This is a genomic window from Klebsiella sp. JB_Kp004 (genome assembly GCF_040065795.1).
Lineage (GTDB): Bacteria > Pseudomonadota > Gammaproteobacteria > Enterobacterales > Enterobacteriaceae > Klebsiella > Klebsiella quasipneumoniae.
Genome location: NZ_JBEAKW010000047.1, coordinates 33,861 through 58,710 on the forward strand (window position 1 = coordinate 33,861; position 24,850 = coordinate 58,710).

Annotated in this window: 20 protein-coding genes; 7 read left to right on the forward strand and 13 right to left on the reverse strand. The window is 58.8% G+C overall.

Translation table 11 applies throughout. The features are described 5' to 3' along the window. Positions 1-19 precede the first annotated feature (19 nt). Entirely contained in the window at positions 20-850 is an 831-nt protein-coding gene (locus tag ABLX76_RS21435) for an N-acetylmuramoyl-L-alanine amidase (RefSeq protein WP_348875272.1), read from the forward strand. Here ABLX76_RS21435 and ABLX76_RS21440 read toward each other — a convergent pair. From ABLX76_RS21440 to poxB, 4 genes are all read right to left on the reverse strand, one after another. Continuing rightward, positions 847-1,860 carry an NAD(P)-dependent oxidoreductase gene (locus ABLX76_RS21440; protein WP_002896399.1) on the reverse strand — a complete coding sequence of 338 codons (1,014 nt, stop codon included), beginning with the start codon at positions 1,858-1,860 and terminating at the stop codon, positions 847-849. The two genes, ABLX76_RS21435 and ABLX76_RS21440, sit on opposite strands and share 4 nt — an antisense overlap. Positions 1,861-1,947: 87 nt before the next feature. Beyond that, on the reverse strand, positions 1,948-3,390 hold the full coding sequence (locus ABLX76_RS21445) for a DUF2867 domain-containing protein (RefSeq protein WP_348875273.1): 1,443 nt from the start codon (positions 3,388-3,390) through the stop codon (positions 1,948-1,950). Between the two features lie 10 nt (positions 3,391-3,400). Then, positions 3,401-4,402, reverse strand: a complete 1,002-nt coding sequence (gene ltaE, locus ABLX76_RS21450; protein ID WP_023288996.1) for a low-specificity L-threonine aldolase — start codon at positions 4,400-4,402, stop codon at positions 3,401-3,403. Positions 4,403-4,440: 38 nt separating this feature from the next. Further along, positions 4,441-6,159 (reverse strand): ubiquinone-dependent pyruvate dehydrogenase, encoded by a 1,719-nt coding sequence (gene poxB / locus ABLX76_RS21455; RefSeq protein ID WP_023288997.1) that lies wholly within the window; start codon positions 6,157-6,159, stop codon positions 4,441-4,443. Between the two features lie 151 nt (positions 6,160-6,310). On the opposite strand from poxB, the gene ABLX76_RS21460 reads away from it, so the two are divergent. Beyond that, the gene (locus ABLX76_RS21460) at positions 6,311-6,745 is read left to right on the forward strand and encodes a DoxX family protein (protein WP_023288998.1); all 435 of its coding nucleotides are present in this window, start codon (positions 6,311-6,313) and stop codon (positions 6,743-6,745) included. An 86-nt stretch (positions 6,746-6,831) separates the two neighbouring features. On the opposite strand, the gene hcr is transcribed toward ABLX76_RS21460, so the two are convergent. The 4 genes from hcr to aqpZ form a co-directional block, all read right to left on the reverse strand. Beyond that, entirely contained in the window at positions 6,832-7,800 is a 969-nt protein-coding gene (gene hcr, locus ABLX76_RS21465) for an NADH oxidoreductase (RefSeq protein WP_243806366.1), read from the reverse strand. A gap of 10 nt (positions 7,801-7,810) precedes the next feature. Further along, positions 7,811-9,463, reverse strand: coding sequence for a hydroxylamine reductase (gene hcp, locus ABLX76_RS21470; protein WP_023289000.1), 1,653 nt, complete (start codon positions 9,461-9,463; stop codon positions 7,811-7,813). A gap of 143 nt (positions 9,464-9,606) precedes the next feature. Continuing rightward, entirely contained in the window at positions 9,607-10,506 is a 900-nt protein-coding gene (locus tag ABLX76_RS21475; RefSeq protein ID WP_048334579.1) for a lysine exporter LysO family protein, read from the reverse strand. Between the two features lie 115 nt (positions 10,507-10,621). Next, a complete protein-coding gene (gene aqpZ / locus ABLX76_RS21480; protein ID WP_004201355.1) occupies positions 10,622-11,317 on the reverse strand; it encodes an aquaporin Z in 696 nt (231 codons plus the stop codon). A 418-nt stretch (positions 11,318-11,735) separates the two neighbouring features. Here aqpZ and ABLX76_RS21485 point away from each other — a divergent pair, with 418 nt between their 5' ends. The 3 genes from ABLX76_RS21485 (at position 11,736) to macB (ending at position 16,593) form a co-directional block, all read left to right on the forward strand. Further along, positions 11,736-13,394 (forward strand): ATP-dependent endonuclease, encoded by a 1,659-nt coding sequence (locus ABLX76_RS21485; protein WP_023289003.1) that lies wholly within the window; start codon positions 11,736-11,738, stop codon positions 13,392-13,394. A 146-nt stretch (positions 13,395-13,540) separates the two neighbouring features. Beyond that, positions 13,541-14,656, forward strand: a complete 1,116-nt coding sequence (gene macA, locus ABLX76_RS21490; protein ID WP_050532922.1) for a macrolide transporter subunit MacA — start codon at positions 13,541-13,543, stop codon at positions 14,654-14,656. After that, positions 14,653-16,593, forward strand: coding sequence for a macrolide ABC transporter ATP-binding protein/permease MacB (gene macB / locus ABLX76_RS21495; RefSeq protein WP_348875275.1), 1,941 nt, complete (start codon positions 14,653-14,655; stop codon positions 16,591-16,593). The genes macA and macB overlap by 4 nt, the downstream gene beginning before the upstream one ends. Positions 16,594-16,669: 76 nt before the next feature. Here the strand turns inward: macB and cspD are convergent, their stop codons facing one another. Then, entirely contained in the window at positions 16,670-16,891 is a 222-nt protein-coding gene (cspD, locus tag ABLX76_RS21500; protein ID WP_002896516.1) for a cold shock-like protein CspD, read from the reverse strand. Between the two features lie 325 nt (positions 16,892-17,216). Here cspD and clpS point away from each other — a divergent pair, with 325 nt between their 5' ends. Both clpS and clpA read left to right on the forward strand, forming a co-directional pair. After that, positions 17,217-17,534 carry an ATP-dependent Clp protease adapter ClpS gene (gene clpS, locus ABLX76_RS21505; protein WP_002896520.1) on the forward strand — a complete coding sequence of 106 codons (318 nt, stop codon included), beginning with the start codon at positions 17,217-17,219 and terminating at the stop codon, positions 17,532-17,534. Positions 17,535-17,564: 30 nt separating this feature from the next. Next, on the forward strand, positions 17,565-19,844 hold the full coding sequence (clpA, locus tag ABLX76_RS21510) for an ATP-dependent Clp protease ATP-binding subunit ClpA (protein ID WP_032455257.1): 2,280 nt from the start codon (positions 17,565-17,567) through the stop codon (positions 19,842-19,844). A gap of 122 nt (positions 19,845-19,966) precedes the next feature. On the opposite strand, the gene infA is transcribed toward clpA, so the two are convergent. The 4 genes from infA to cydD form a co-directional block, all read right to left on the reverse strand. Continuing rightward, positions 19,967-20,185 (reverse strand): translation initiation factor IF-1, encoded by a 219-nt coding sequence (gene infA, locus ABLX76_RS21515; RefSeq protein ID WP_001040187.1) that lies wholly within the window; start codon positions 20,183-20,185, stop codon positions 19,967-19,969. A gap of 353 nt (positions 20,186-20,538) precedes the next feature. Beyond that, complete coding sequence (aat, locus tag ABLX76_RS21520) at positions 20,539-21,240, reverse strand: leucyl/phenylalanyl-tRNA--protein transferase (RefSeq protein WP_023289006.1); 702 nt, start codon at positions 21,238-21,240, stop codon at positions 20,539-20,541. A 39-nt stretch (positions 21,241-21,279) separates the two neighbouring features. Beyond that, entirely contained in the window at positions 21,280-23,001 is a 1,722-nt protein-coding gene (gene cydC / locus ABLX76_RS21525) for a cysteine/glutathione ABC transporter ATP-binding protein/permease CydC (RefSeq protein WP_023289007.1), read from the reverse strand. Next, positions 23,002-24,768, reverse strand: a complete 1,767-nt coding sequence (gene cydD, locus ABLX76_RS21530; protein ID WP_348875277.1) for a cysteine/glutathione ABC transporter permease/ATP-binding protein CydD — start codon at positions 24,766-24,768, stop codon at positions 23,002-23,004. It abuts the gene before it with no gap. Between the last annotated feature and the right edge of the window lie 82 nt (positions 24,769-24,850).

The following is a 24,850-nucleotide window of genomic DNA, read 5'->3' on the forward strand; positions in this document are numbered from 1 at the left end:
GCCGGGCAAGGATGAAAGAATGACACGGATTGCGCTGATCGCGCTGCTGGCGTTACTGCTAAGCGGCTGTGCCGGCGAAAAAGGGATTATCGATCGCGATGGATACCAGCTGGACACCCGCCATCCGGCGCAGGCGGCCTATCCGCGAATAAAAGTGCTGGTGATCCACTATACGGCAGACAACTTTGATACTTCTCTGGCGACCCTGACCGATAAAGAGGTCAGCTCCCACTATTTAATTCCTGAACAGCCGCCGCGCCACCATGATAAACCGCGGATCTGGCAGCTGGTGCCGGAAGAGGATCTGGCCTGGCACGCCGGTGTCAGCTACTGGAGCGGCAGCACGCGCATCAACGATACTTCCATCGGTATTGAACTGGAAAACCGCGGCTGGCAGAAGACCGCGGGAGGTAAAAGCTTTACCCCCTTTCACCCGGAACAGATCGCGGCCCTGATCCCGCTGGCGCGCGATATTATCACCCGCTACCACATCGCGCCGCAGAACGTGGTGGCCCATGCCGATATCGCCCCGCAGCGCAAAGACGATCCGGGGCCGTTGTTCCCCTGGCAACAGCTGGCGCAGCAGGGGATTGGCGCCTGGCCGGACGAGCAGCGGGTGGCTTTTTATCTGAACGGGCGGCCGCCCAGTGAGCCAGTGGACCCTGAGGTGGTGCTGGATTTGCTGGCGCGCTACGGCTATCAGGTCACGCCGGAGATGACTCCCGCGCAGCAGAAACGGGTAATTATCGCCTTCCAGATGCACTTCCGCCCCCAGCGCTGGGATGGCGTAGCGGATGCGCAAACCGAAGCGATAGCCGAGGCGCTGTTAGAGAAATATGGCCAGGGTTAGCGGTGAAGTTTACCGTGGTCGCGTAACCAGGCGGCGGTACGCACAATCCCGTCGTCCAGCGTCACCACAGGCTGATAGCCCAGCTCATCCTGCGCGCGCGTGATATCGAGCGTAAAATCAAAATTAAGTTTAGAGACGCCGTAGTGGGTAAAGGCCGGCTCTTTGGCCGTTTTATCGCCAAAACGCTCCATGCTGCGGGCGATAATATCCAGCATCGGGTAGGGAACTGAACGGATCCGGCATTTGATGCCCAGCTCATCGATCAGTTTCTGCACGATGCTGCGCAGAGTGCGCGGTTCGCCATTGCTGATATTCCACGCGCGGGCGGAGGGAAGATGATCGCAGGCAGGCTGGCTCGCCAGCCACATCGCGTGGACGGCATTTTCATAATAGGTCATATCGACCAGCGCGCTGCCGCCCCGCGGCAACAGGACGCTGCCGTAGTGCTGCATCATTTGCGCCAGCCGGGGAATAAAGACTTTATCGTGCGGCCCGAACAGGCTCTGCGGGCGCAAAATGGTAAAACGGGTGTGCGGGTTGGCCTGCGCCAGCAGGTTGATCACCTCTTCGCTGGCCGCCTTGCTGCGGGCAAACTCATTGGCGAAGCGGTGCGGGCGGAAATCTTCCTGAATATCGCGATGGTGGTGATAATCAAAATAGAGCGAGGGCGAAGAGATATGGACGAAATTGCGTACGCCCCATGCTACCGACCATTCGCCGAGGCGGCGGGTGGCGCGGACGTTAGCGAGATCGAAAGCCTGTTGCGTGCCCCAGGGCGAGGTGAAACTTGAGCAGTGCCACAGGGTATCGATACCGGCGAGCATCACTTTAGCCTGCGAAGAGACCAGCTCGGTTAAATCTGCCGGGATGAATTCCGCCCCCATTTTGCTCAGAAGCTTACCCATCGCTTCGTTGCGCCCGGTCGCTCGCACGCTGATGCCCTTGTTGCGCAGATATTCCACTGCGTTGCGGCCTAATCCGCTGGTCGCACCGGTAACCAGTACCTTCATATTACTCTACTGTCCCAGAAAAGAATTTCGTGCGCATTTTTCCGTGATTCTCCCGACTATGCAATGAGAATCATGAAAGAATAATGCTTATCCTTCGACTCTGCCTGAGATTTGTTCGGCCAACCGGGTGATGCGTTGCGCCATACCGCGGAAAATAAACAGGTGCGCCGGGATCATCAGCAGCCAGTAGACCAGGCCCGGCATACCGTGCGGGTGCCACCAGGCGCGGACGTCCAGTTCACGACGATCGCCTTTATCGTTAATGGTAAAGCTTAACCGGCCCAGTCCCGGCGCTTTCATGCCGAACAGCAGAGTGAGCTGTTTTTCTTCCTCCACGATAATCACCTTCCAGCTGTCGACCGTATCGCCGGTCTGCAGATAGTCGCGCTGCGGTCGCCCTTTGGCCAGCCGGTGGCCGACCAGCAGATCCAACGCGCCGCGGGTTTTCCACAGCAGATTGCCGAAAAAATATCCCTCTTTACCGCCGATTTGGTTAACGACCTGCCACAGGGCTTTGCGGCTCGCCTGAGTGGTGATGGTGCAGCCTGCCTGTTTCGGATAATAGCCATACTCCGGTCGCCAGCGGGCGAAAGCCTGGGCGTCGTAGCCCCAGTCGCTGGAGTTTACCAGCTGCTCTTCTTCTTTCAGGGTGCGGCGAACCGCCTGATCGAAGGGGATCAGCGTTTGCGGGATCAGCGCCCGCAGCGTCCGGTCATCGGCGATCAGATCGTGCTTCAACCCCTGAATTAGCGCTTTGGCGATGGTCGGCGGCACCGAGGTGATGACATTGAGGAACCACACCGAGATCCAGCGCGTCGGCAGGGGAATCGGAATGAGCGGGCGGTGTTTGCCGCTGACGGCCATAAAGCGAATGAACTGCTGCTGATAGCTTAACACCTCCGGACCGGCGGCTTCGAAGACGCGGTGCGCGTCGGAAGGATGATTCAGTAGCTCAACGAGGTCAACGAGCAGATTTTCCAGCGCGACAGGGGTGGTACGCGAACGCACCCAGCGCGGGGGGGTCAGCACCGGCAGGTTATAGACCATGTCGCGCATCACCTCGAAGGCGGCGGAGCCGGCGCCGACGATAATTCCGGCCCGCAGCTCGGTTACCGGCACGCCCGACTCGCGCAGGAGATCGCCGGTGACCTGACGAGCGCGCAGATGGTCGGACTGCTCCTGCGCTGGAGCCTGCAGCGAGCTGAGAAAGATAATCTGACGCACCGGCGTCTGGCGCAGGGCATCGCGAACATGCGTCGCCACCCGACGCTCATGGGCGATAAAATCGCCGCCTTCGCCCATGCCGTGTACCAGATAGTAAAGGGTATCGATACCTGTGAGCAGCGCAGGCAGAGCCTGCGGCTGATTGAGATCGACTGACCGGCAGGTGACGCCGGGCAAAGCGAGTTTTTGCAGTCGGTCGGTATGGCGCGCCGCCGCCAGTACCGGATAACCCCGCGCGCTTAATTCGCGGACTAAATGTTGACCAATATAGCCGCTGGCGCCGAGCACCAAAACCGATTGCGACACGCCTGACTCCTTAGCGTTGTAAAAAAGCCTGCCAGTGGGCGACCACTTCGCTCAACTGCTGACGATTGACATCCAGGTGAGTGACCAGACGGACGATGGGCGAGGCGTTGATCAGCACGCCGCGCGCCTGCATAAACTCGCCGAGCGCCCGGGCCTGTTCATCACCGACGCGAACGAACAGCATGTTGGTATCGTGACGGGTGACGTCGGCGCCGATGGCGCGCAGCTGATCCGCCATCCACGCGGCGTTATCATGATCCTCCTGCAGGCGCTGCACGTTATTTTTCAGCGCGTACAGCCCGGCGGCGGCCAGAATGCCCGCCTGGCGCATCCCGCCGCCGACCATTTTCCGCCAGCGAACGGCGCGGCGAATATACGCCTCACTGCCGACCAGCAGCGAGCCAACCGGGGCGCCAAGCCCCTTTGACAGGCAGATGGTGAAGGAGTCGCAGTACTGGGCGATATCGCGCAGCTCACAGCCGTAGGCGACCACGGCGTTAAAGATGCGCGCGCCGTCGACGTGCAGCGCCAGATCGCGCTGGCGGGTAAACGCCCAGGCTTCCTGGAGATAGTCGCGCGGCAGCACCTTACCGTTATGGGTGTTTTCCAGGCTCAGCAGGCGGGTCGGGGCAAAATGGATATCGTCAGGTTTGATTTTCGCTGCGACTTTATCCAGCGGCAGCGAGCCGTCCGCCGCGGCGTCAATCGGCTGCGGCTGAATACTGCCGAGAACCGCCGCCCCGCCGGCTTCGTACAGATAGTTATGCGCCCCCTGGCCGACGATATACTCTTCGCCGCGCTGGCAGTGGCTGAGCAGGCCGACGAGGTTGGCCTGGGTGCCGGTGGGCAGAAACAGCGCCGCCTCTTTGCCGGCCAGGTCGGCGGCGTAGCGCTGAAGTTCATTGACGGTAGGGTCGTCACCATACACATCGTCCCCGACCGGGGCGGCCATCATGGCTTCCAACATGGCGCGCCCGGGACGGGTAACGGTATCACTGCGCAGATCGATCACGGCTTTTCCTTGTTCTGGTTCAGAGTATTGCTTCTGTTTTACCTGAGCCAGTTGGTTTTCGCCAGTTCGATGACTTCATCGCCGCGCCCGCTGATGATCGCCCGCAGCATATACAGGCTAAAGCCTTTCGCCTGCTCCAGCTTGATCTGCGGCGGGATCGCCAGCTCCTCTTTGGCGACCACGACGTCGACCAGCACCGGACCGTCGGTGCGGAAGGCGGTCTGCAGCGCTTCATCCACCTCGGCGGCTTTCTCAACGCGAATACCTTTAATACCGCAGGCTTCGGCGATGCGGGCGAAGTTGGTGTCGTGCAGCTCTGTGCCGTCGGTGAGATAGCCCCCGGCCTTCATCTCCATCGCCACGAAACCCAGCACGCTGTTGTTAAAGATGATAATTTTCACCGGCAGCTTCATCTGCGCCAGCGACAGAAAATCCCCCATCAGCATGCTAAACCCGCCGTCGCCGCACATGGCCACCACCTGACGCTCCGGCGCGGTGGCTTTGGCGCCAATGGCCTGCGGCATGGCGTTGGCCATGGAGCCGTGGTTGAATGAACCCAGCAGGCGGCGTTTGCCGTTCATCTTGAGATAGCGTGCCGCCCAGACGGTCGGGGTGCCGACATCGCAGGTGAAAATGGCGTCTTCATCGGCAAAATGGCTGATCTGCTGCGCCAGATATTGCGGGTGGATCGCCTTCTCGCTGGGCTTCGCCAGATCGTCGAGTCCTTTTCGCGCGTCGCGATAGTGCTCCAGCGCCTTATCGAGGAAGCGGCGATCGGTTTTCTCTTCCAGCAGCGGCAGCAGCGCCTTTAGCGTTGATTTGATGTCGCCCACCAGCGCCATATCAACCTTACTGTGCGCGCCGATGCTGCCGGGGTTAATGTCGATCTGAATAATTTTGGCGTCGGTCGGATAGAAGGCGCGATAGGGGAACTGGGTGCCGAGCAGGATCAGGGTGTCGGCATTCATCATGGTGTGGAAGCCAGAAGAGAAGCCAATCAGCCCGGTCATGCCCACATCATACGGGTTGTCATACTCCACATGCTCTTTACCGCGCAGCGCATGGACGATGGGGGCTTTAATTTTTGCTGCGAACTCCACCAGCTCCTGGTGGGCGCCGGCGCAGCCGCTACCGCACATGAGCGCGATATTGCTGGAGTAGCGGATAAGCTGCGCCAGCTTGCGCAGCTCCTCGTCGGCCGGGGAGACCGTCGGCAACGGCGCATGGTACCAGTGGCTGCTGGCGCTCTCCGGGGCGGCTTTCAGCGCCACGTCGCCGGGCAGAACCACCACCGAAACGCCGCGGTTAATCACCGCCTTGCGCATCGCCACCGCCAGCACCTGCGGGATCTGCTCCGGGGTGGAGACCAGCTCGCAGTAGTGGCTGCATTCGCGGAACAGCTCCTGGGGATGGGTCTCCTGGAAATAGCCGCTGCCAATCTCGCTGGAAGGGATGTGGGCGGCAATCGCCAGCACCGGGACATGGTTGCGGTGACAGTCAAACAGACCGTTGATCAGGTGCAGGTTACCCGGTCCGCAGGAACCGGCGCAGACCGCCAGTTCGCCGGTCAGTTGCGCCTCCGCGCCGGCGGCGAAAGCAGCGACCTCTTCGTGCCGGGTGGCCATCCAGTCGATGGTGCCCATGCGGTTCAGGCTATCGCTCAATCCATTGAGGGAATCGCCGGTGACGCCCCAGATACGTTTCACGCCGGCCTGTTCCAGCGTTTTGGCAATGTATGCGGCCACGGTTTGTTTCATGATCTCCATCTCCTTTTTTTGATAACGCCTTCAAGCTTAGATGAAACTGCAGCGTACGTTGCCGATTTCCCTCAATTTTTCGCTGGTTTTATTGCTGAAGTATTGGGCATGCTCTGGCATCTCACAGGGTGTAAAACAGGAAGCACATCAAATGGTTAAGGGATTGTTAAACACAGTAAATAGAACGCTGTCGCATGAAGATGCCGGTAAACTCTTGTTACGACTCGCCGTCGGCGGGTTAATGCTCTTTCACGGTTTGCACAAGCTGCTGGATGGCGTGGACGGCATTAGCGGGATGCTGGTGGCGAAGGGGTTGCCGGGGTTTATCGCCTACGGTGTGCTGGTGGGGGAAGTGGTTGCCCCCTGTTTGTTGATTGTCGGCATCCTGACGCGCCCAGCGGCGCTGGTGTTGGCTTTCACCATGGTAGTGGCGTGGCTGATGGTCGGTCTCGGCAAGACGTTTGCGCTTGATGCGGTGGGCGCGTGGGCGATTGAGAATCTGGTCTATTTCTTTGTTGGCGCGCTGGCGATTGCGCTTTTGGGCGCCGGGCGTTACTCGCTGGCCGGTCAGTCGGCCTGGCGATAGCCATGCGCCGAAAGGCGGAACAACTGCGTACGACGTAAAGCAGAAACAGAGGCCGGATAAACCTAGCGTCATCCGGCCTTTTAAGGTCAGGCCAGAACCAGATCGCCCAGCGGGTGACAGGAGCAGGCCAGCACATAGCCGTCGGCGATTTCGCCGTCGGTCAGCGTCATGGTGCTGGTGACGCTATACTCCCCGGAAACGACTCTGGTTTTGCAGCAGCCGCAGACGCCGGCGCGGCAGGCGACGGTCACCGGCACCTGATTGCTCTCCAGCGCATCGAGCAGGGTGGTGCCCACCGGCGCGTAAAATTCTCGCGCCGGCTGCAGTTTGGTGAATTTCAGCCCGCTGGTGGCGGCCTCCGCCACCGGGGTGAAGAACTTCTCCTTAAAGAAGCGGGTAACACCCAGGGCGGCAACGTCCTGTTCAACTTTCTCCATATACGGCGCTGGCCCGCAGGTCATCACGGTGCGGCTGGCGATATCCGGCACGCTCTGCAGTAGTTCCGGGGTCAGACGGCCGGCGACAAAACCGTGCGTCGCGTGGTGCTCCGCCACCAGGGTAACCGGATAGTTGCGCCACTCTTCGGCAAAGATCACATCCTCCGGCGAACGAACGCTATAGATCACCTGCACGTCGGCCTGCGGACGGTACTTCGCCAGCCAGCGGCGCATCGACATGATCGGCGTGACGCCGCAGCCAGCGGCCAGCAGCAGGAACTTATCATCCGCCTTATCCTCGCAGGTGAAATCCCCCATCGCGTCGGACAGCCAGATATAGTCGCCGCGCTTTATGTCGCGGGTGAGCCACTGTGAGCCCGCGCCATCGTCAATACGGCGAACGGTCAACGTAATATATTCGCTGACGCCCGGCGTGGACGAAATAGTGTAAGCGCGCAGGGTCTCTGCCGAATGACGTACGCTGACCAGGGCGTACTGCCCGGCACGGTACGGATAATAGTCATGGCAGAGCAATGAAACGGTCCACACATCCGGCGTTTCCTGATGGATGTGATGCACCTGCATTCGCCACGGGCATTGTGAGGTTGGCATGGTCATCAGGGACTCCTTACGCGCTCAGCAGCTGCTGCATATCTTGTTCCACGGTGGTCACGGAACGCAGACCAAACTTCTCATTGAGGATAGCCAGCAGATCCGGAGTGAAGAAGCCAGGAGCCGTCGGGCCGGTGACAATGTTTTTCACGCCGAGAGACAGCAGCGTCAGCAGGATGACGATCGCTTTCTGCTCGAACCAGGAAAGCACCAGCGACAGCGGCAGATCGTTGACGCCGCAGCCCAGTTTTTCCGCCAGCGTGACCGCCAGAATAATCGCCGAGTAGGCATCGTTGCACTGCCCGGCATCCACCAGACGCGGCAGGCCTTCGATATCGCCGAAGTCCAGCTTGTTGAAGCGGTATTTACCGCAGGCCAGGGTCAGGATCAGGCAGTCGTCCGGCACGCTGGTGGCGAAATCGGTGAAATAGTTACGTTCCCCGCGGGCGCCATCGCAGCCGCCGACGAGGAAAATGTGACGCAGTTTTTCCCGGCTGACCAGATCGATCAGTGTGTCCGCCGCGCCGAGCAGGGTCTGACGGCCAAAGCCGACGGTGATCAGATGCGGGATTTCGCTGTACGGGAAGCCAGCCATCTGCTGCGCCTGGGCGATAACCGGCGCGAAGTCTTCACCTTCCAGGTGGTTCACGCCCGGCCAGCCGACGATGCTGCGGGTCCAGATACGATCGTCGTAGGCGCCGACGGTGGGGTCGATGATGCAGTTAGAGGTCATGACGATGGGGCCCGGGAAGCGGGCGAACTCCACCTGCTGGTTCTGCCAGCCGCTGCCGTAGTTCCCAATCAGGTGTTTGAATTTACGCAGCTCCGGATAGCCGTGCGCCGGCAGCATTTCCCCGTGGGTATAGACGTTAACGCCGGTGCCTTCGGTCTGCTCCAGCAGGTTATAGAGATCTTTCAGGTCATGGCCGGAGATCAGGATGCACTTGCCCTCGGTCGCTTTAACGTTGACCTGGGTTGGGGTCGGATGACCGTATTTGCTGGTCTCACCGGCGTCCAGAATGCTCATGACTTTGAAGTTCATCTGGCCGATCTCCATTGAGCACTCCAGCAGCGCGTTCATATCGGCAGGCCAGGTACCCAGCCATGCCATGATTTTATGGTACTGGGCGTAGATGTCGTTGTCATACTGGCCGAGAACGTGCGCGTGCTCCATATAAGCCGCAGCGCCTTTCAGGCCGTACAGGCACAGCAGGCGCAGGCCGAGAATGTTGTCGCCGATGGCCGCTTTGTCTTTGTTCGGGGTAAATTCCGCCGCCTGACGCTGCAGGTCGCCCAGATCGTCGCTAGCCAGTTGCAGAGCGGCCATCGGATTGTTAACCGTCGCGTGGGCATCAATGTTCAGGCACTGCGCTTTAAGCGCTTCACGCATGGCGATAGCCTGGCGCGCATAGCCAACTATACGCGGGGAGTCGAAGTTAACGTTAGTCAGCGTAGAGAAAAAAGCGCGCGGCGCAAAGCTATCGACGTCGTGGTCGATAATGCCATATTCGCGGGCCTTGAGCGCCCAGGCGGAGAGGCCTTGCAGTGACGCAATCAGCAGATCCTGTAGATCGGAGGTTTCCGCTGTTTTACCGCACATCCCCTGCGCGTAAGAGCAGCCGTTGCCGGCCGGGGTACGAATGGTTTGTTCACATTGCACACAAAACATGGTCACACCTTTAAAGTTATATTTGATATACATGTTTAAGGTTATGCCCGAGCGCGTGAGGAGAAAAGGTATTTCTGATACAACTTAAAGGGAGATTGATTTAGCGCAAAATTGGCGGCAGGAAGTCTGCCGCCAGCGCCTGCTCAGGCGGCAAAAAAGGCGATCAGGATCGGGACCAGCAGGCTCAGCAGAAAACCGTGCACGATGGCGGCAGGGACGATCTCCACGCCGCCGGAACGCTGCAGCACCGGTAAGGTGAAGTCCATGGAGGTGGCGCCGCACAGCCCCAGCGCCGTGGAGCGGCTACGGCGAATCAGGCCCGGAATTAACATGATGGCCAGCAGCTCGCGGCACAGGTCGTTAAAGAACGCCGCGCTGCCGATCACCGGGCCAAAGGATTCGGTCAGTAAAATACCGGAGAGTGAATACCAGCCGAAGCCGCTGGCCATCGCCAGACCGGTCTTTAGCGGCAAATCCAGAATAAAGGCGTTGAGGATGCCGCCGAGTAATGAACTGGCCGTGACCACCACGGCGACGATCATTCCCCGCCGGTTGAGGACTATTTGTCGCAGACTCATTCCATTATTGCGTAATTGAATACCGACGAGGAACAGGAGAAAGATCAGCGTATATTCGCTGGCTTCGGTGGCGTGTTGTAAAAAAGACAGGCCGGTCAGGCCAAGCAAGAAACCGAGCACCACCACACCGCACAGCTGGAGTGATTCCAGGGCCATGGCCAGGCGCGAGGGTAATTTCTCCTGACGATGCAGACTGCGCCAGGGCATTTTTCTTTCCAGCCACAGCAGAGCGGTAATATTACACAGTAAAATGATGACCACGCTCACCGAGGCGTAATGCAATATCGCCAGCAGATTGCTGGCCAGATTGTCGAGAAACGCCAGGCTGATACCCATAAAAAAGAGGATCACATAGACAATCCAGCTCAGCATCCGGTTAATCAGTTTTAACGCGGAGGAGTGACGAAGAGGCAGTAAATAGCCGACGACCAGCGGCAACAGAATGATGAACAGTCCCGAGAACATGAACGATGCAACCCTTGCATGATGAGAATAGCGCTCATGACACTATCCAAATAGCCGGGCCGAGTAAAGCTGTCGCCAGAAAGAAAAAGCCCGGGGACCCGGGCTTTAGAAAAGATTAATCGCGTTTTTCCAGCAGAGTGCGGTATAGCACGCCGCCGAGGATCCCGCCGACGATCGGCATGACCCAGAACAGCCACAGCTGCTGCAGCGCCCAACCGCCCTGGAAAATCGCCACCGCGGTGCTGCGCGCCGGGTTGACTGAGGTGTTGGTGACCGGAATGCTGATCAAATGGATGAGGGTCAGCGCCAGGCCGATAGCGATCGGCGCGAAGCCCGCAGGCGCGTGTTTGTCGGTAGCGCCATGGATAACCAGCAGGAAGCCGCAGGTCAGTACGATTTCAATAACGATAGCCGACAGCATAGAGAAGCCGCCCGGGGAGTGTTCGCCATAGCCGTTGGAGGCAAAACCGCTGGCGGCGGCATCAAAGCCGGCTTTACCGCTGGCCACTACGTACAGCACCGCGGCGGCAATAATTCCGCCGACCACCTGGGCGATAATATAGCCAATGACCTCTTTCGCCGGGAAACGACCGCCGGCCCACAGGCCTAAGGTCACCGCCGGGTTGAAATGACCGCCGGAAATATGGCCAACCGCATACGCCATGGTTAATACGGTTAAACCAAATGCCAGCGCCACGCCGGCAAAACCGATACCCAGCTCGGGAAATGCTGCGGCAAGGACGGCGCTACCGCAGCCGCCAAATACAAGCCAGAAGGTGCCGAAGCATTCGGCTGCTAATTTTCTGAACATAACCACCTCAATTTAAATGTATACGCGCACGAGCGGACCGTGCCGTTCTTTATTTATCGTGATAAGGGACGACGATAAAAATAAAGCGGCGTTATTCTAGAGATAATCGCCATCCCAGAGCCAGTTAAATATATTGATATTATTTGATTTAGGGCAAGGTGAAGGGATTGCGTTTGCCAGTTTAACTATTCCTATATCCATCCAAGATTATCAATAGTGTAGAACATAACGTCTGAAATAAAACTATTTTGTTTGATGAATAATCAACAGCGGTTAATAGGCGGTAAGTGTGTAATTTTATGAATATATTTAACCTCCTGAATAGGATGCGCGAGGTGACCAAGCGGAGTGTCATCTTGCCGCCGCCCTCGCTATACTGTTGATTACTGAAGGAGAGTGGTGGTTTAGCGGAGGGGATATGCTTCTTGAGCGCGTAGAAATCGTCGGTTTTCGCGGTATCAATCGTCTGTCGTTGATGCTCGAGCAAAATAACGTCCTGATCGGGGAAAACGCGTGGGGGAAGTCCAGTCTGCTTGATGCGCTGACCCTGCTTTTGTCGCCAGAGTTCGATCTTTATCACTTTGTTCGCGATGACTTTTGGTTCCCCGCGGGCGACATCCAGGGGCGCGAGCACCATTTGCATATTATTCTGACCTTCCGCGAAACGGAGCCGGGACGCCATCGGGTGCGGCGTTTCCGTCCGCTTCAGCGCTGTTGGGTGCCCTGTGATGACGGGTATCACCGGGTGTTCTACCGCCTGGAAGGCGAACTTGCCGATGACGACAGCGTGATGACCCTGCGCAGTTTTATCGATGGCGAAGGCGAAGCGCTGGCGCTGGAGGATATCGATGAGCTGGCCAGACACCTGGTGCGTTTGATGCCGGTGCTGCGTCTGCGCGACGCGCGCTTTATGCGGCGCATTCATAACGGAACGGTACCGCACTCGCCGCAGATAGAGATCACCGCCCGCCAGCTGGATTTTCTGTCCCGCGAACTGGTCAGCCACCCGCAAAATTTATCCGACGGTCAGATCCGCGAGGGGTTGTCGGCCATGGTGCAGCTGCTGGAGCATTATTTTGCCGAGCAAAGCAGCGCCCAGACGCGACATCGCCTGATGCGGCGGCGTTCCCATGATGAACAGCGTAGCTGGCGTTATCTGGATATTATCAACCGGATGATCGACAAGCCCGGCGGGCGCAGCCATCGGGTGATCCTGCTGGGGCTGTTCGCCACCCTGCTGCAGGCGAAAGGGACGGTGCGCCTCGATCGCGACGCGCGGCCGCTGCTGTTGATTGAAGATCCCGAGACCCGCCTGCATCCGATCATGCTCTCCGTCGCCTGGCATCTGCTGAATTTGCTGCCGTTGCAGCGGGTGACCACCACCAACTCCGGAGAGCTGCTGTCCCTGACGCCGGTGGAGCAGGTGTGTCGGCTGGTGCGTGAATCGGCGCGGGTGTCGGCATGGCGGCTGGGGCCCGGCGGAATGAATGCCGAAGAGAGTCGGCGCATTGCCTTTCATATCCGCTTCAATCGCGCCTCATCGCTCTTCGCCCGCTGTTGGTTGCTGGTGGAGGGGGAGACGGAAACCTGGGTTATCAACGAACTGGCCCGCCAGTGCGGCCATCATTTTGATGCTGAAGGGGTGAAAGTCATTGAATTCGCCCAGTCGGGCCTGAAGCCGTTGATCAAATTCGCCCGCCGGATGGGGATCCAGTGGCACGTGCTGGTGGACGGCGATGAGGCAGGGAAAAAATATGCCGCGACCGTACGCGGCCTGCTGAATAACGATCGCGAACTGGAGCGCGACCATCTGACCACTCTGCCGGCGCTGGATATGGAACACTTTATGTATCGTCAGGGATTTGATGACGTTTACCACCGGGTGGCGCAGATCCCGGATAATGTGCCCATGAATATGCGGCGGGTGATCACCAAGGCCATTCATCGTTCATCCAAGCCGGACCTGGCGATTGAGGTGGCAATGGAAGCCGGCCGCCGTGGGGTGGACGCAGTGCCGACGCTGCTGAAAAAAATGTTCTCGCGGGTACTGTGGCTGGCCCGCGGTCGCGCCGATTAATCTCTTCGCCGTCGGGGAGCTCGGTGGCGCAAAGCTCTCCGGCAGCTAAACAAAACGTCATTGGCGCGAAAAATGGATGTTCTGTTGCCAATGGGTTTCGATAGAATCACCGCCTGGAGCGGCAGGGAAACAGCAGGAATCGGAATATGAAAGTGAAGGGAAAACGCAGGACCGTCTGGTGGCTGTTGGCGATCGTGGTGCTGGGTCTGGCGGTCTGGGGATGGCAGATCCTCAACGCGCCGCTGCCGCACTACCAGACACTGGTGGTGCGCAAAGGCGACCTCCAGCAGAGCGTGCTGGCTACCGGCAAGCTGGATGCCCTGCGAAAAGTTGACGTCGGCGCCCAGGTCAGCGGACAGCTGAAGACGCTGCACGTGAATATCGGCGATAAGGTCAAAAAGGACCAACTGCTGGGGGTTATCGATCCTGAGCAGGCGCAAAACCAGATCAAAGAGGTGGAAGCGACGTTGATGGAGCTGCGCGCCCAGCTCAATCAGGCGCGCGCGGAGAGTAAGCTGGCACAGGTGACCCTGGCCCGTCAGCAGCAGCTGGCGCAGCGCCAGCTGGTCTCGCGACAGGACCTCGATACCGCGGCCACCGACCTGGCGGTGAAACAGGCGCAAATCGGCACCATTGAAGCGCAAATTAAGCGCAACCAGGCGACGCTCGACACCGCGAAGACCAACCTCGACTACACGCGGATCCTGGCGCCGATGGCTGGCGAAGTGACGCAAATTACCACCCTGCAGGGACAGACGGTGATCGCTGCCCAGCAGGCGCCGAACATTCTGACTCTGGCGGACCTCAGCACCATGCTGGTTAAAGCGCAGGTCTCCGAAGCGGATGTCATCCATCTCAGACCGGGGCAAAAGGCGTGGTTTACCGTGCTGGGCGACCCGTTAACCCGCTATGAAGGCAAGCTGAAGGACATTCTGCCGACGCCGGAAAAAGTCAATGACGCCATCTTCTATTATGCCCGCTTCGAGGTCCCGAACCCGCAGGGGATCCTGCGCCTCGACATGACCGCGCAGGTGCATATTCAACTGGCCGAGGTAAAGAACGTGATCACCATCCCGCTGAGCGCCCTGGGCGATGCGGTCGGTGATAACCGCTACCACGTCCGGCTGTTGCGTACCGGCGAGGTCAAAGAGCGTGAAATTGTCATTGGCGCGCGCAATGATACCGACGTCGCGGTGGTGCAGGGGCTTGAAGAGGGGGATGAGGTGATCGTCGGCGAGAGCGCGAGCGGGGCGGCAAAATGACGGCCCTGCTCGAGCTGCGTGATATTCGTCGCAGCTATCCTTCCGGCGACGGCAGCGTTGAGGTCCTCAAGGGGATCACCCTCAGTATCCATGCCGGGGAGATGGTGGCGATCGTGGGCGCCTCCGGCTCGGGTAAATCAACGCTGATGAACATCCTTGGCTGCCTTGATAAACCCACCAGCGGCACCTATCGGGTGGCGGGAACCGATATTGCGCAGCTGGATGGCGATGCGCTGGCCCGTCTGCGGCGGGAACACTTTGGTTTTATCTTTCAACGCTATCACCTGCTGTCGCATCTGACCGCCGCGCAGAACGTCGAAGTGCCGGCGGTGTATGCTGGCAGTGAACGGCGGGCGCGCCTGGCGCGCGCTCATGAGCTGCTGGCGCGCCTGGGGCTTGGCGATCGCGCCGACTATCAGCCGTCGCAGCTGTCCGGCGGCCAACAGCAGCGGGTCAGTATCGCCCGCGCCCTGATGAACGGTGGGGAAGTGATCCTCGCCGATGAGCCGACCGGCGCGCTGGACAGCCATTCCGGCGAAGAGGTGATGGCGATCCTGCACCAGCTGAAAGCGCAGGGGCACACGGTCATCATTGTCACTCACGATCCGCAGGTCGCCGCTCAGGCGGAGCGGATCGTCGAGATCCGCGATGGCGAAATCGTCCGCAACCCCTCCGCCAGCCGCCAGGGCGGTGGGCTGCGCGCCCGTCAGCAGGAGGAGCCCTCGGCGTGGCGTCAGTTCACCAGCGGCTTTCGTGAGGCGCTGGTCATGGCCTGGCGGGCGATGGCGGCGAATAAAATGCGCACCCTGCTGACCATGCTCGGCATTATTATTGGGATTGCCTCGGTGGTGTCGATCGTCGTGGTGGGCGATGCCGCCAAACAGATGGTGCTGGCAGATATTCGCGCGATAGGCACCAATACCATTGACGTCTACCCTGGCAAGGATTTTGGCGATGACGACCCGCGCTATCAACAGGCGCTGAAGTATGACGACTTGCTGGCGATCCAGAAACAGCCGTGGGTGCGTTCCGCTACGCCGGCGGTGTCAAAAAGCCTGCGTCTGCGCGCCAACAATATTGACGTAGCCGCCAGCGCGGAAGGGGTGGGGCCGCAATACTTTAATGTTTACGGCATGACCTTTAGCGAGGGCAATACCTTTAATGAGCTGCAGCTCAACAGCCGGGCGCAGGTGGTGGTGCTCGACAGCAATACCCGTCGCCAGCTGTTTCCCAACAAAGCGAAAGTGGTGGGCGAGGTGATTCTGGTGGGCAATATGCCGGCCACGGTGATTGGCGTTGCGGATGAAAAGCAGTCGATGTTCGGCAGCAGTAAAATTCTCCGCGTCTGGTTGCCCTACACCACCATGGCGGGAAGGGTGATGGGCCAGTCGTGGCTGAACTCGATCACCGTCCGCGTTCATGAAGGCTATGACAGCGACACCGCTGAAAAACAGCTGCTGCGTTTGCTGGAGCTGCGGCATGGTAAAAAAGATGTATTCACCTGGAATATGGACAGCATCTTGAAAACCGCCGAAAGGACCACACATACCTTACAGCTGTTCCTCACATTGGTGGCGGTGATCGCCCTGGTGGTCGGCGGGATTGGCGTGATGAATATTATGCTGGTGTCGGTGACCGAACGAACGCGTGAGATAGGCATCCGCATGGCGGTTGGCGCCCGGGCCAGCAATGTGCTGCAGCAGTTTCTCATCGAAGCGGTGCTGGTTTGCCTGGTCGGCGGCGCGCTGGGGGTGACATTGTCGCTGATGATTGCGTTTATTCTGCAGCTGTTTCTCCCCGGCTGGGAGATCGGTTTTTCGCCGCTGGCGCTGGTGACAGCGTTTCTCTGTTCGACGTTAACCGGGGTGCTGTTTGGGTGGCTGCCGGCGCGCAATGCGGCGCGGCTCGATCCGGTGGATGCCCTGGCGCGGGAGTAGTCGGGATGAGAAATAAAAATGCCAGTCAGAAGGACTGGCATTTTATTAGCAGGATGTACACAATGAAGCAAAAGAGTTATGCAGCCGTTTCCGCTTCCACAGGGACGATCACGCTGGCGTGGTTGCCTTTTGGCCCCTGGTGAACATCAAACCGAACGGCTTGTCCGGCTTTTAGCGTTCTGTAACCATCCATCTGGATGGTGGAGTAATGGGCGAAAATGTCTTCGCCGCCGCCCTCAGGGCAGATAAAACCGAACCCTTTGGCATTGTTGAACCACTTAACAGTACCCATTTCCATACTTCGACATCCTTCGTAAATCTTTATTAGTAAGATGGAATGAACCGGTGGTGGAGTGACGAGTTGTTCAATTGCTCGCCAACTCTCGCCACTACAATTTAGAGAAATACGAAAACGCGTCAAGCGATTGAGGAGGGGGAGCGGCGAAAAATGCGTCAAAATTTGAAGCAGTTAACGCTATTGCCGGGGAATGTGACAGCCGTCGCGGATAGAAGCGATAGATGATAGTTATCTATGATCTGTTGTAGATTTGTGATGAGCATAACCTCTGGTCATCGACAGGCCTCCGCCTGTTGGCAACAGCAACCGATGATGAACACTGACGATGAGTAAGAGAGATTGGCTGGACTTCGAGCACCTGGTTGACGACGAAGTTCGTGATGCGATTAAACCGCCATCTATGTATAAAGTGATATTGGTCAATGATGACTACACTCCAATGGAGTTTGTTATTGACGTGTTACAAAAATTCTTTTCTTATGATGTTGAACGTGCAACGCAACTGATGCTCACGGTTCACTATGAAGGTAAGGCGATTTGTGGCGTGTTTACCGCGGAAGTGGCGGAGACCAAAGTCGCTATGGTGAATCAGTACGCGAGGGAGAACGAGCATCCATTGCTGTGTACGCTGGAAAAAGCCTGAATACAGGCATGAAAATTGGGGGAGGTGCCTATGCTCAATCAAGAACTGGAACTCAGTTTAAATATGGCTTTCGCCAGAGCGCGCGAGCACCGTCATGAGTTTATGACCGTCGAGCACTTGCTGCTGGCTCTGCTAAGCAACCCCTCGGCCCGTGAGGCCCTGGAAGCGTGTTCAGTGGACCTGGTGGCATTGCGTCAGGAACTTGAAGCCTTCATCGAACAAACCACACCCGTCCTGCCAGCCACGGAAGAAGAGCGCGACACCCAGCCGACGCTGAGCTTCCAGCGTGTGCTGCAGCGCGCCGTCTTCCACGTGCAATCTTCTGGCCGCAGCGAAGTGACCGGCGCCAACGTGCTGGTGGCGATTTTCAGCGAGCAGGAGTCGCAGGCCGCCTACCTGCTGCGTAAACATGAAGTGAGCCGACTCGATGTGGTGAACTTCATTTCTCATGGTACACGCAAAGACGAGCCGAGCCAGTCTTCCGATAACAGCGGAAGCCAGCCTGGCAATGAAGAGCAAGCCGGCGGGGAGGAACGTATGGAAAACTTCACCACCAACCTCAATCAGCTTGCTCGCGTCGGCGGCATTGATCCCCTGATCGGCCGTGAAAAAGAGCTGGAGCGCGCCATTCAGGTTCTGTGCCGTCGGCGTAAAAATAACCCGCTGCTGGTGGGGGAATCCGGCGTCGGTAAAACCGCCATCGCCGAAGGCCTTGCCTGGCGTATTGTGCAGGGCGATGTGCCGGAAGTCATGGCTGACTGCACCATCTACTCGCTCGATATTGGTTCTCTGCTGGCCGGGACGAAATACCGTGGCGATTTTGAAAAACGCTTTAAAGCGTTGCTCAAACAGCTGGAGCAGGATACCAACAGCATCCTGTTCATTGATGAGATCCACACCATCATCGGTGCGGGGGCGGCGTCTGGCGGTCAGGTCGATGCGGCTAACCTGATCAAACCGCTGCTTTCCAGCGGCAAGATCCGGGTGATTGGCTCCACCACTTACCAGGAGTTCAGCAACATCTTTGAGAAAGATCGTGCGCTGGCCCGCCGTTTCCAGAAAATTGATATTACCGAACCGTCGGTGGAAGAGACCGTCCAGATTATCAACGGCCTGAAGCCGAAGTACGAAGCGCACCACGATGTGCGTTATACCGCCAAGGCGGTGCGTGCCGCGGTTGAGCTGGCGGTGAAATATATTAACGATCGTCATCTGCCGGATAAGGCGATTGACGTGATTGACGAGGCAGGGGCGCGGGCGCGCTTAATGCCGGTCAGCAAGCGTAAGAAAACGGTTAATGTGGCGGATATCGAGTCAGTGGTGGCGCGCATTGCGCGGATCCCTGAGAAGAGCGTCTCCCGCAGCGATCGCGATACGCTGAAAAACCTTGGCGATCGACTGAAAATGCTGGTCTTTGGTCAGGATAAGGCCATCGAGGCGCTGACGGAAGCCATCAAAATGGCGCGCGCCGGGCTGGGCCATGAGCACAAGCCGGTGGGTTCATTCCTGTTCGCCGGGCCGACCGGGGTGGGGAAAACCGAAGTGACCGTGCAGCTGGCGAAGGCGCTGGGTATTGAGCTGCTGCGTTTTGATATGTCCGAATATATGGAACGTCATACCGTCAGCCGTTTAATCGGGGCGCCTCCGGGCTACGTCGGCTTCGATCAGGGCGGGCTGCTGACCGATGCGGTGATTAAACATCCGCACGCGGTGCTGCTGCTCGATGAGATCGAAAAAGCGCATCCGGACGTGTTCAACCTGCTGCTGCAGGTGATGGATAACGGAACGCTGACCGATAACAACGGACGTAAAGCGGACTTCCGCAACGTGGTGCTGGTGATGACCACTAACGCCGGGGTGCGGGAAACCGAGCGTAAATCGATTGGCCTTATCCAGCAGGACAACAGTCCGGATGCAATGGATGAGATCAAGAAGATCTTTACGCCGGAGTTCCGTAACCGTCTCGACAACATTATCTGGTTCGATCACCTCTCCACCACGGTGATCCATCAGGTTGTCGACAAGTTTATCGTCGAGCTGCAGGTTCAGCTGGATCAGAAAGGCGTCTCCCTGGAAGTCAGCCAGGAAGCGCGCGACTGGCTGGCGGAAAAAGGCTACGACCGGGCGATGGGGGCACGTCCGATGGGACGCGTCATTCAGGACAACCTGAAAAAACCGCTGGCGAACGAGCTGCTGTTTGGCTCGCTGGTCGACGGGGGGCAGGTGACGGTCTCTCTGGACAGCGTGAAAAATACGCTGACTTACGACTTCCAGAGCGCGCCGAAGCACAAACCGGAAGCCGCCCACTAAGGCGATATCTTGCATGTAAAAACCGGCCATTGGCCGGTTTTTTTTTGCTGGCTGGCGGTAGAAATGAAAAGACCGGGAATTATCCCGGCCTTCAGCATCTGACGCCTTAGTGGCGAAAACAATCAGCGACTACGGAAGACAATGCGGCCTTTGCTCAGGTCGTACGGGGTCAGCTCAACAGTCACTTTGTCGCCCGTCAGAATGCGGATGTAGTTTTTACGCATTTTACCGGAGATATGCGCGGTTACCACGTGACCGTTTTCCAGTTCTACGCGGAACATAGTGTTAGGCAACGTTTCAAGTACGGTGCCCTGCATTTCAATATTGTCTTCTTTGGCCATCTAGTCCTCTGGGGTATCACTACCGTAGTTTTGAACCGGCAAGATAATGCCGAAGTTCATCATGTAAGTAAAGTTTTACGTGTCTACCCTGAATCATTCACCTTACCGCAAGGCGCGCAGTCAGCACGCCGGCAATGGAAATATGACGGGTATGAATCGCCGAAGTAGTTTTGGCGCATTGCCCGGGACACACACGGCCATGCCGCGTGACAGGCGCAAACGTAAAGGGGAGTGACAGAACGATGGGCGTTATCTGACTCTTATTATTCCCAAACGGCGGCGGGGCAACAGGCAGAAGCTACTCTACCGCGCAATTATACCATCCTGACGCAAAATGTGCTGAAAACATTTTATTATCCGCCCGGAAATAGCACCCGTGGTACCCAAAATCGCTCGGGTAGACGGTAGCCGCGTAATACCGAGAGATAGTCCAGATAATCGCGGCGGGGAATATCCACTGCGCCTAATGACGCGGTGTGGTTGTTCAGCACCTGACAGTCAATTAATTTACCGCCGCTCTGCGCAAAGTCCTGGCAAAATACCAGCAGCGCGGTTTTAGAGGCATTTTCCGCCCGGCTGAACATCGACTCGCCGCAAAACAACGCCCCCTGCGCCACGCCGTACATTCCCCCCACAAGGGTATTCTCCTGCCAGACTTCAATAGAGTGGGCATGGCCCAGCTCATGCAGCTGGTGATAGGCGCGAACGATGCTGCTGGTTATCCAGGTGCCTTCGTCACGATCGCTGGCGCAGCCCTCAATCACCTCGCCAAAGGCATGATTGAGCGTGACGCGGTAGGGGGAGCGCTGATGAAAGCGCTTCATGCTGCGGCTGAGATGGAACTGCTCCGGCCAAAGCACTGCCCGGGGATCGGGCGACCACCAGAGGATCGGGTCGCCGGGGGAAAACCAGGGAAAAATACCACGCTGATAGGCCATCAGCAGACGCGCGGGGCTTAGATCGCCGCCGAGCGCCAGCAGGCCGTTAGGTTCACGCAGGGCGCCTTCCGGAGAAGGGAAGGCGATAGAATGCCGGGAGAGCTGAACCAGACGCATTTTAACCTCAATACGCATCAGCAAAAATTAGATAATAGCCTACAGACGCTGTTTAAACTGGAAGTACCGGCCCTGTTTAGCGAGCAGCTCCGCGTGACTACCTTGCTCAATTATCTGGCCGTTGTCCATGACTATTATCTGATTAAAACGCGCCAGGCCTCGCAGGCGGTGGGTGACCATCAGCACGGTTTTCTCGCGCATGACTTCCGCCAGCAGATGCAGGATCTGGCTTTCGGTGGCGGCATCCAGACCTTCTGTCGGTTCATCCAGCAGCATCAGCGGCGCATCGTGGAGCAGCGCGCGGGCAATGGCCAGCCGGCGCAGTTCGCCGCCGGAAAGCTGGCGTCCGCCTTCGCCCAGCCAGCCGTTGAGTCCGCCATCTTCCAGCAGTTTTTCCAGGCCTACCTTCTCAAGGGTGGCGCAGAGCAGAGTGTCATCAGCCTCAGGCGCCGCCAGCCGCAGGTTGTCGCGCAGGGTGGCGCTGAACAGATGCACGCGCTGCGGCACCACGCTCATTGACTGCCGCAGGGTGGCTTCGCTCAGCCCGGACAGCGGCTGGTCGTTGAGCAATATCTCTCCCTGCGCCGGATCCCATGCGCGGGTGAGCAACTGCAACAGCGTCGACTTTCCGCAGCCGGTTCGGCCAAGAATAGCGATATGTTCCCCGGCGGCAATCTGCAGGGAGATGTTCTCCAGGGCGGGGGAGGGCTGCTGCGGGTAGCGGAAGGTGACCTGCCTGAAGGTTAAGGCCACCTGCGCAGGCCTGCTGGCCTCGCCCTCAACGAAGGAGACTTCCGGCTGCTGGTCAGTGATCTGCGAGATCCGCAGCGCGGAGGCGATCACCTGACCTAAATGCTGGAAAGCGCCGGTGACGGGCGCCAGGGCTTCGAAAGCCGCCAGGGCGCAGAAGACGAATAGGGCGATCAGCGCCCCGGGCTGACTGTTGCCGCCGACGCCGTCTGAGGCCAGCCAGAGCATGGCCACCACGGCGATTCCGCCAATTAACAGCATTAGCGCCTGTGAAAGCGCGGTCAGCTCGGCCTGGCGACGCTGCGCGTCCTGCCAGCTGAGCTCGGTTTTTTCCATTTGCGCGCGATAGCGGTCGCTGGCGTTAAACACCATCAGCTCCGCCTGGCCCTGCAGCCAGGCGGTAAGCTGTTGTCGATACTGACCGCGCAGCTGGGTCATACTCTCTCCGGCCGGTTTACCGGCGCGATAGAACAGCGGCGGCATAACCAGCAGGGTCACCAGCATGATGCCGCCGAGCGTCAGCGCGAGGGTAACATCGAGCAGGCTTAATCCGCAGGTCACCACCACAATCACCACCAGCGCGCCGACCAGCGGCGAAATGACCCGCAGGTAGAGATGATCCAGGGTGTCGACGTCGGCGACTACGCGGTTGAGCAGTTCCCCCTGGCGAAAGCGCGCCAGCCCCGCCGGAGAGAGGGGGAGCAGTTTGCTGAAGGTGAAGACGCGCAGGTGCTGCAGCACGCGGAAGGTGGCATCGTGGCTGACCAGACGCTCGAAATAGCGTCCGGCGGTACGGATAATCGCTGCGCCGCGGACGCCCGCGGCGGGCAGCATATAGTTAAAACTGTAGATCCCGGCGACGCCCACCACCGCAGAGGCGGAGAGAAACCAGCCGGAGAGCGTCAGCAGGCCGATACTGGCCAGCAGGGTCACAATAGCCAGTACGATGCCGAGCAGCAGCATCCATTTGTGGCGTTTATACAGTGCCAGATAGGGTAAGAGCGCACGCATTTAAATCTCCTCCTGACGATGGGCCAACAGCGCCGAGAAGACCCCGCCGGCGCGGGCCAGCGTGGCGTAGTCGCCTTGTTCGATAATCTGTCCGTTCTGCATCACCCAGACGGCATCCCAGTCCGCCAGTCCCTCAAGCTGATGGGTAACCAGCAGCGTGGTTTGCTGGGTGGAGGCGTGGGTCAACGCCTGCATGACCCGTTGTTCGCTATGGGCGTCGAGGCTGGCGGCGGGTTCATCCAGCAGCAGCAGGCGGCACGGCACCAACAGCGCGCGGGCGACCGCGATACGCTGCGCCTGGCCGACCGACAGACGGCCCGCCTGATCGCCCACGGCGGTATGGATCCCATCCGGCAGCAGAGCGATAAACTCGCTCACCCAGGCCTTGTCCAGCGCCAGCCGAAGCTGGGCATCGCTGGCTTCCGGCCACGCCAGCAGCACATTTTCCCGCAGCGTGGCGGCAGGAAGCTGGGGATTCTGCCCCACCCAGCTTAACAGGCGACGCCAGCGATCGGCGTCCAGCTCGCGCAGCTCCACGCCGTTGACCTTCAGCGAACCTTCATAGGGCAAAAAGCCGAGCAGGGTGTTCAGCAGGGAACTTTTCCCTGAGCCGCTCTGTCCCACCAGCACCACCCGCGCGCCTGCAGGCAGTGAAAAATTCAGCGGCCCGGCGAGGACTTTCCCGTCGGGGGATTTAATCAGCAGATCGCGCGCTTCCACGCCAATCAGATCGTTATCATTTAAGGTTTTTTCGCCACGCTCCACCTGGGTCAGCGGGGTTTCCATAAACGTTTTCAGACTGTCCGCAGCGCCGACGGCCTGGGCTTTGGCATGGTAGAAGGTGCCCAGGTCGCGTAATGGCTGGAAAAACTCCGGGGCGAGGATCAGCGTCAGGAAGCCCGCCATCAGCGTGACGCCCGCGCCATAGTGGCCGAAGTTAAGCTCGCCCAGGTATGAGAAGCCGAAATAAACCGCTACCAGCGCAATGGAGAGCGAGGTGAAAAACTCCAGTACTCCGGAGGAGAGGAACGCCAGGCGCAGGACTTCCATGGTGCGTTGGCGAAAGTCCTGCGAGGCGTCGCGAATATTATCCGTTTCGGCCTGACCACGGTGAAAAATACGCAAGGTTTCCATGCCGCGCAGACGGTCGAGGAAGTGGCCGCTGAGGCGGGCCAGCGCCTGGAAGTTACGCCGGTTGGCATCGGCGGCGCCCATCCCAACCAGGGCCATGAACAGGGGGATCAGCGGCGCGGTGCCGAGGAGGATCAGCGCGGCGGCCCAGTTGATCGGGAAAATAGTGATAACGATCAGCAGCGGCACGCAGGCCGCCAGCGTCATCTGCGGCAGGTAGCGGGCATAATAGTCATGCATATCGTCGATCTGCTCGAGGATAAGCGTCGCCCAGCTGCCGGCCGGTTTAACCTGGATCCACGCCGGGCCCGCCTGCTGGAGACGGTCGAGCACCTGGCGGCGAATTTCATAGCGAATATGCTGTCCGGCCTGAAAGCCGACCCGTTCACGCAGCCAGACCACCCAGGCGCGCAGCACAAAGGTCAGCACCAGCAGGGTCAGCGGCAGCAGCAGGGCGGTCGCAGGAATATTCTCCATCACCATCCGGTGCAGGATCCGCGCCAGGAACCAGGCCTGCGCCACGATCAGCAGACCGCTCGCCACGCCGAGGAGGCGGGAAATCATCAACCAGCGACGGGAGATAATGCTTTGCTGTTTTAACCAGCGGGTTAACTCTTGTTGACGGGTTTTATTCATTGCGCGCTTAGCAGGTGTCGTTATGGGAATATTGGGCACGGCAATGTTACATCGCGGCAAAAATAAAGGCGACTTTTCGTCG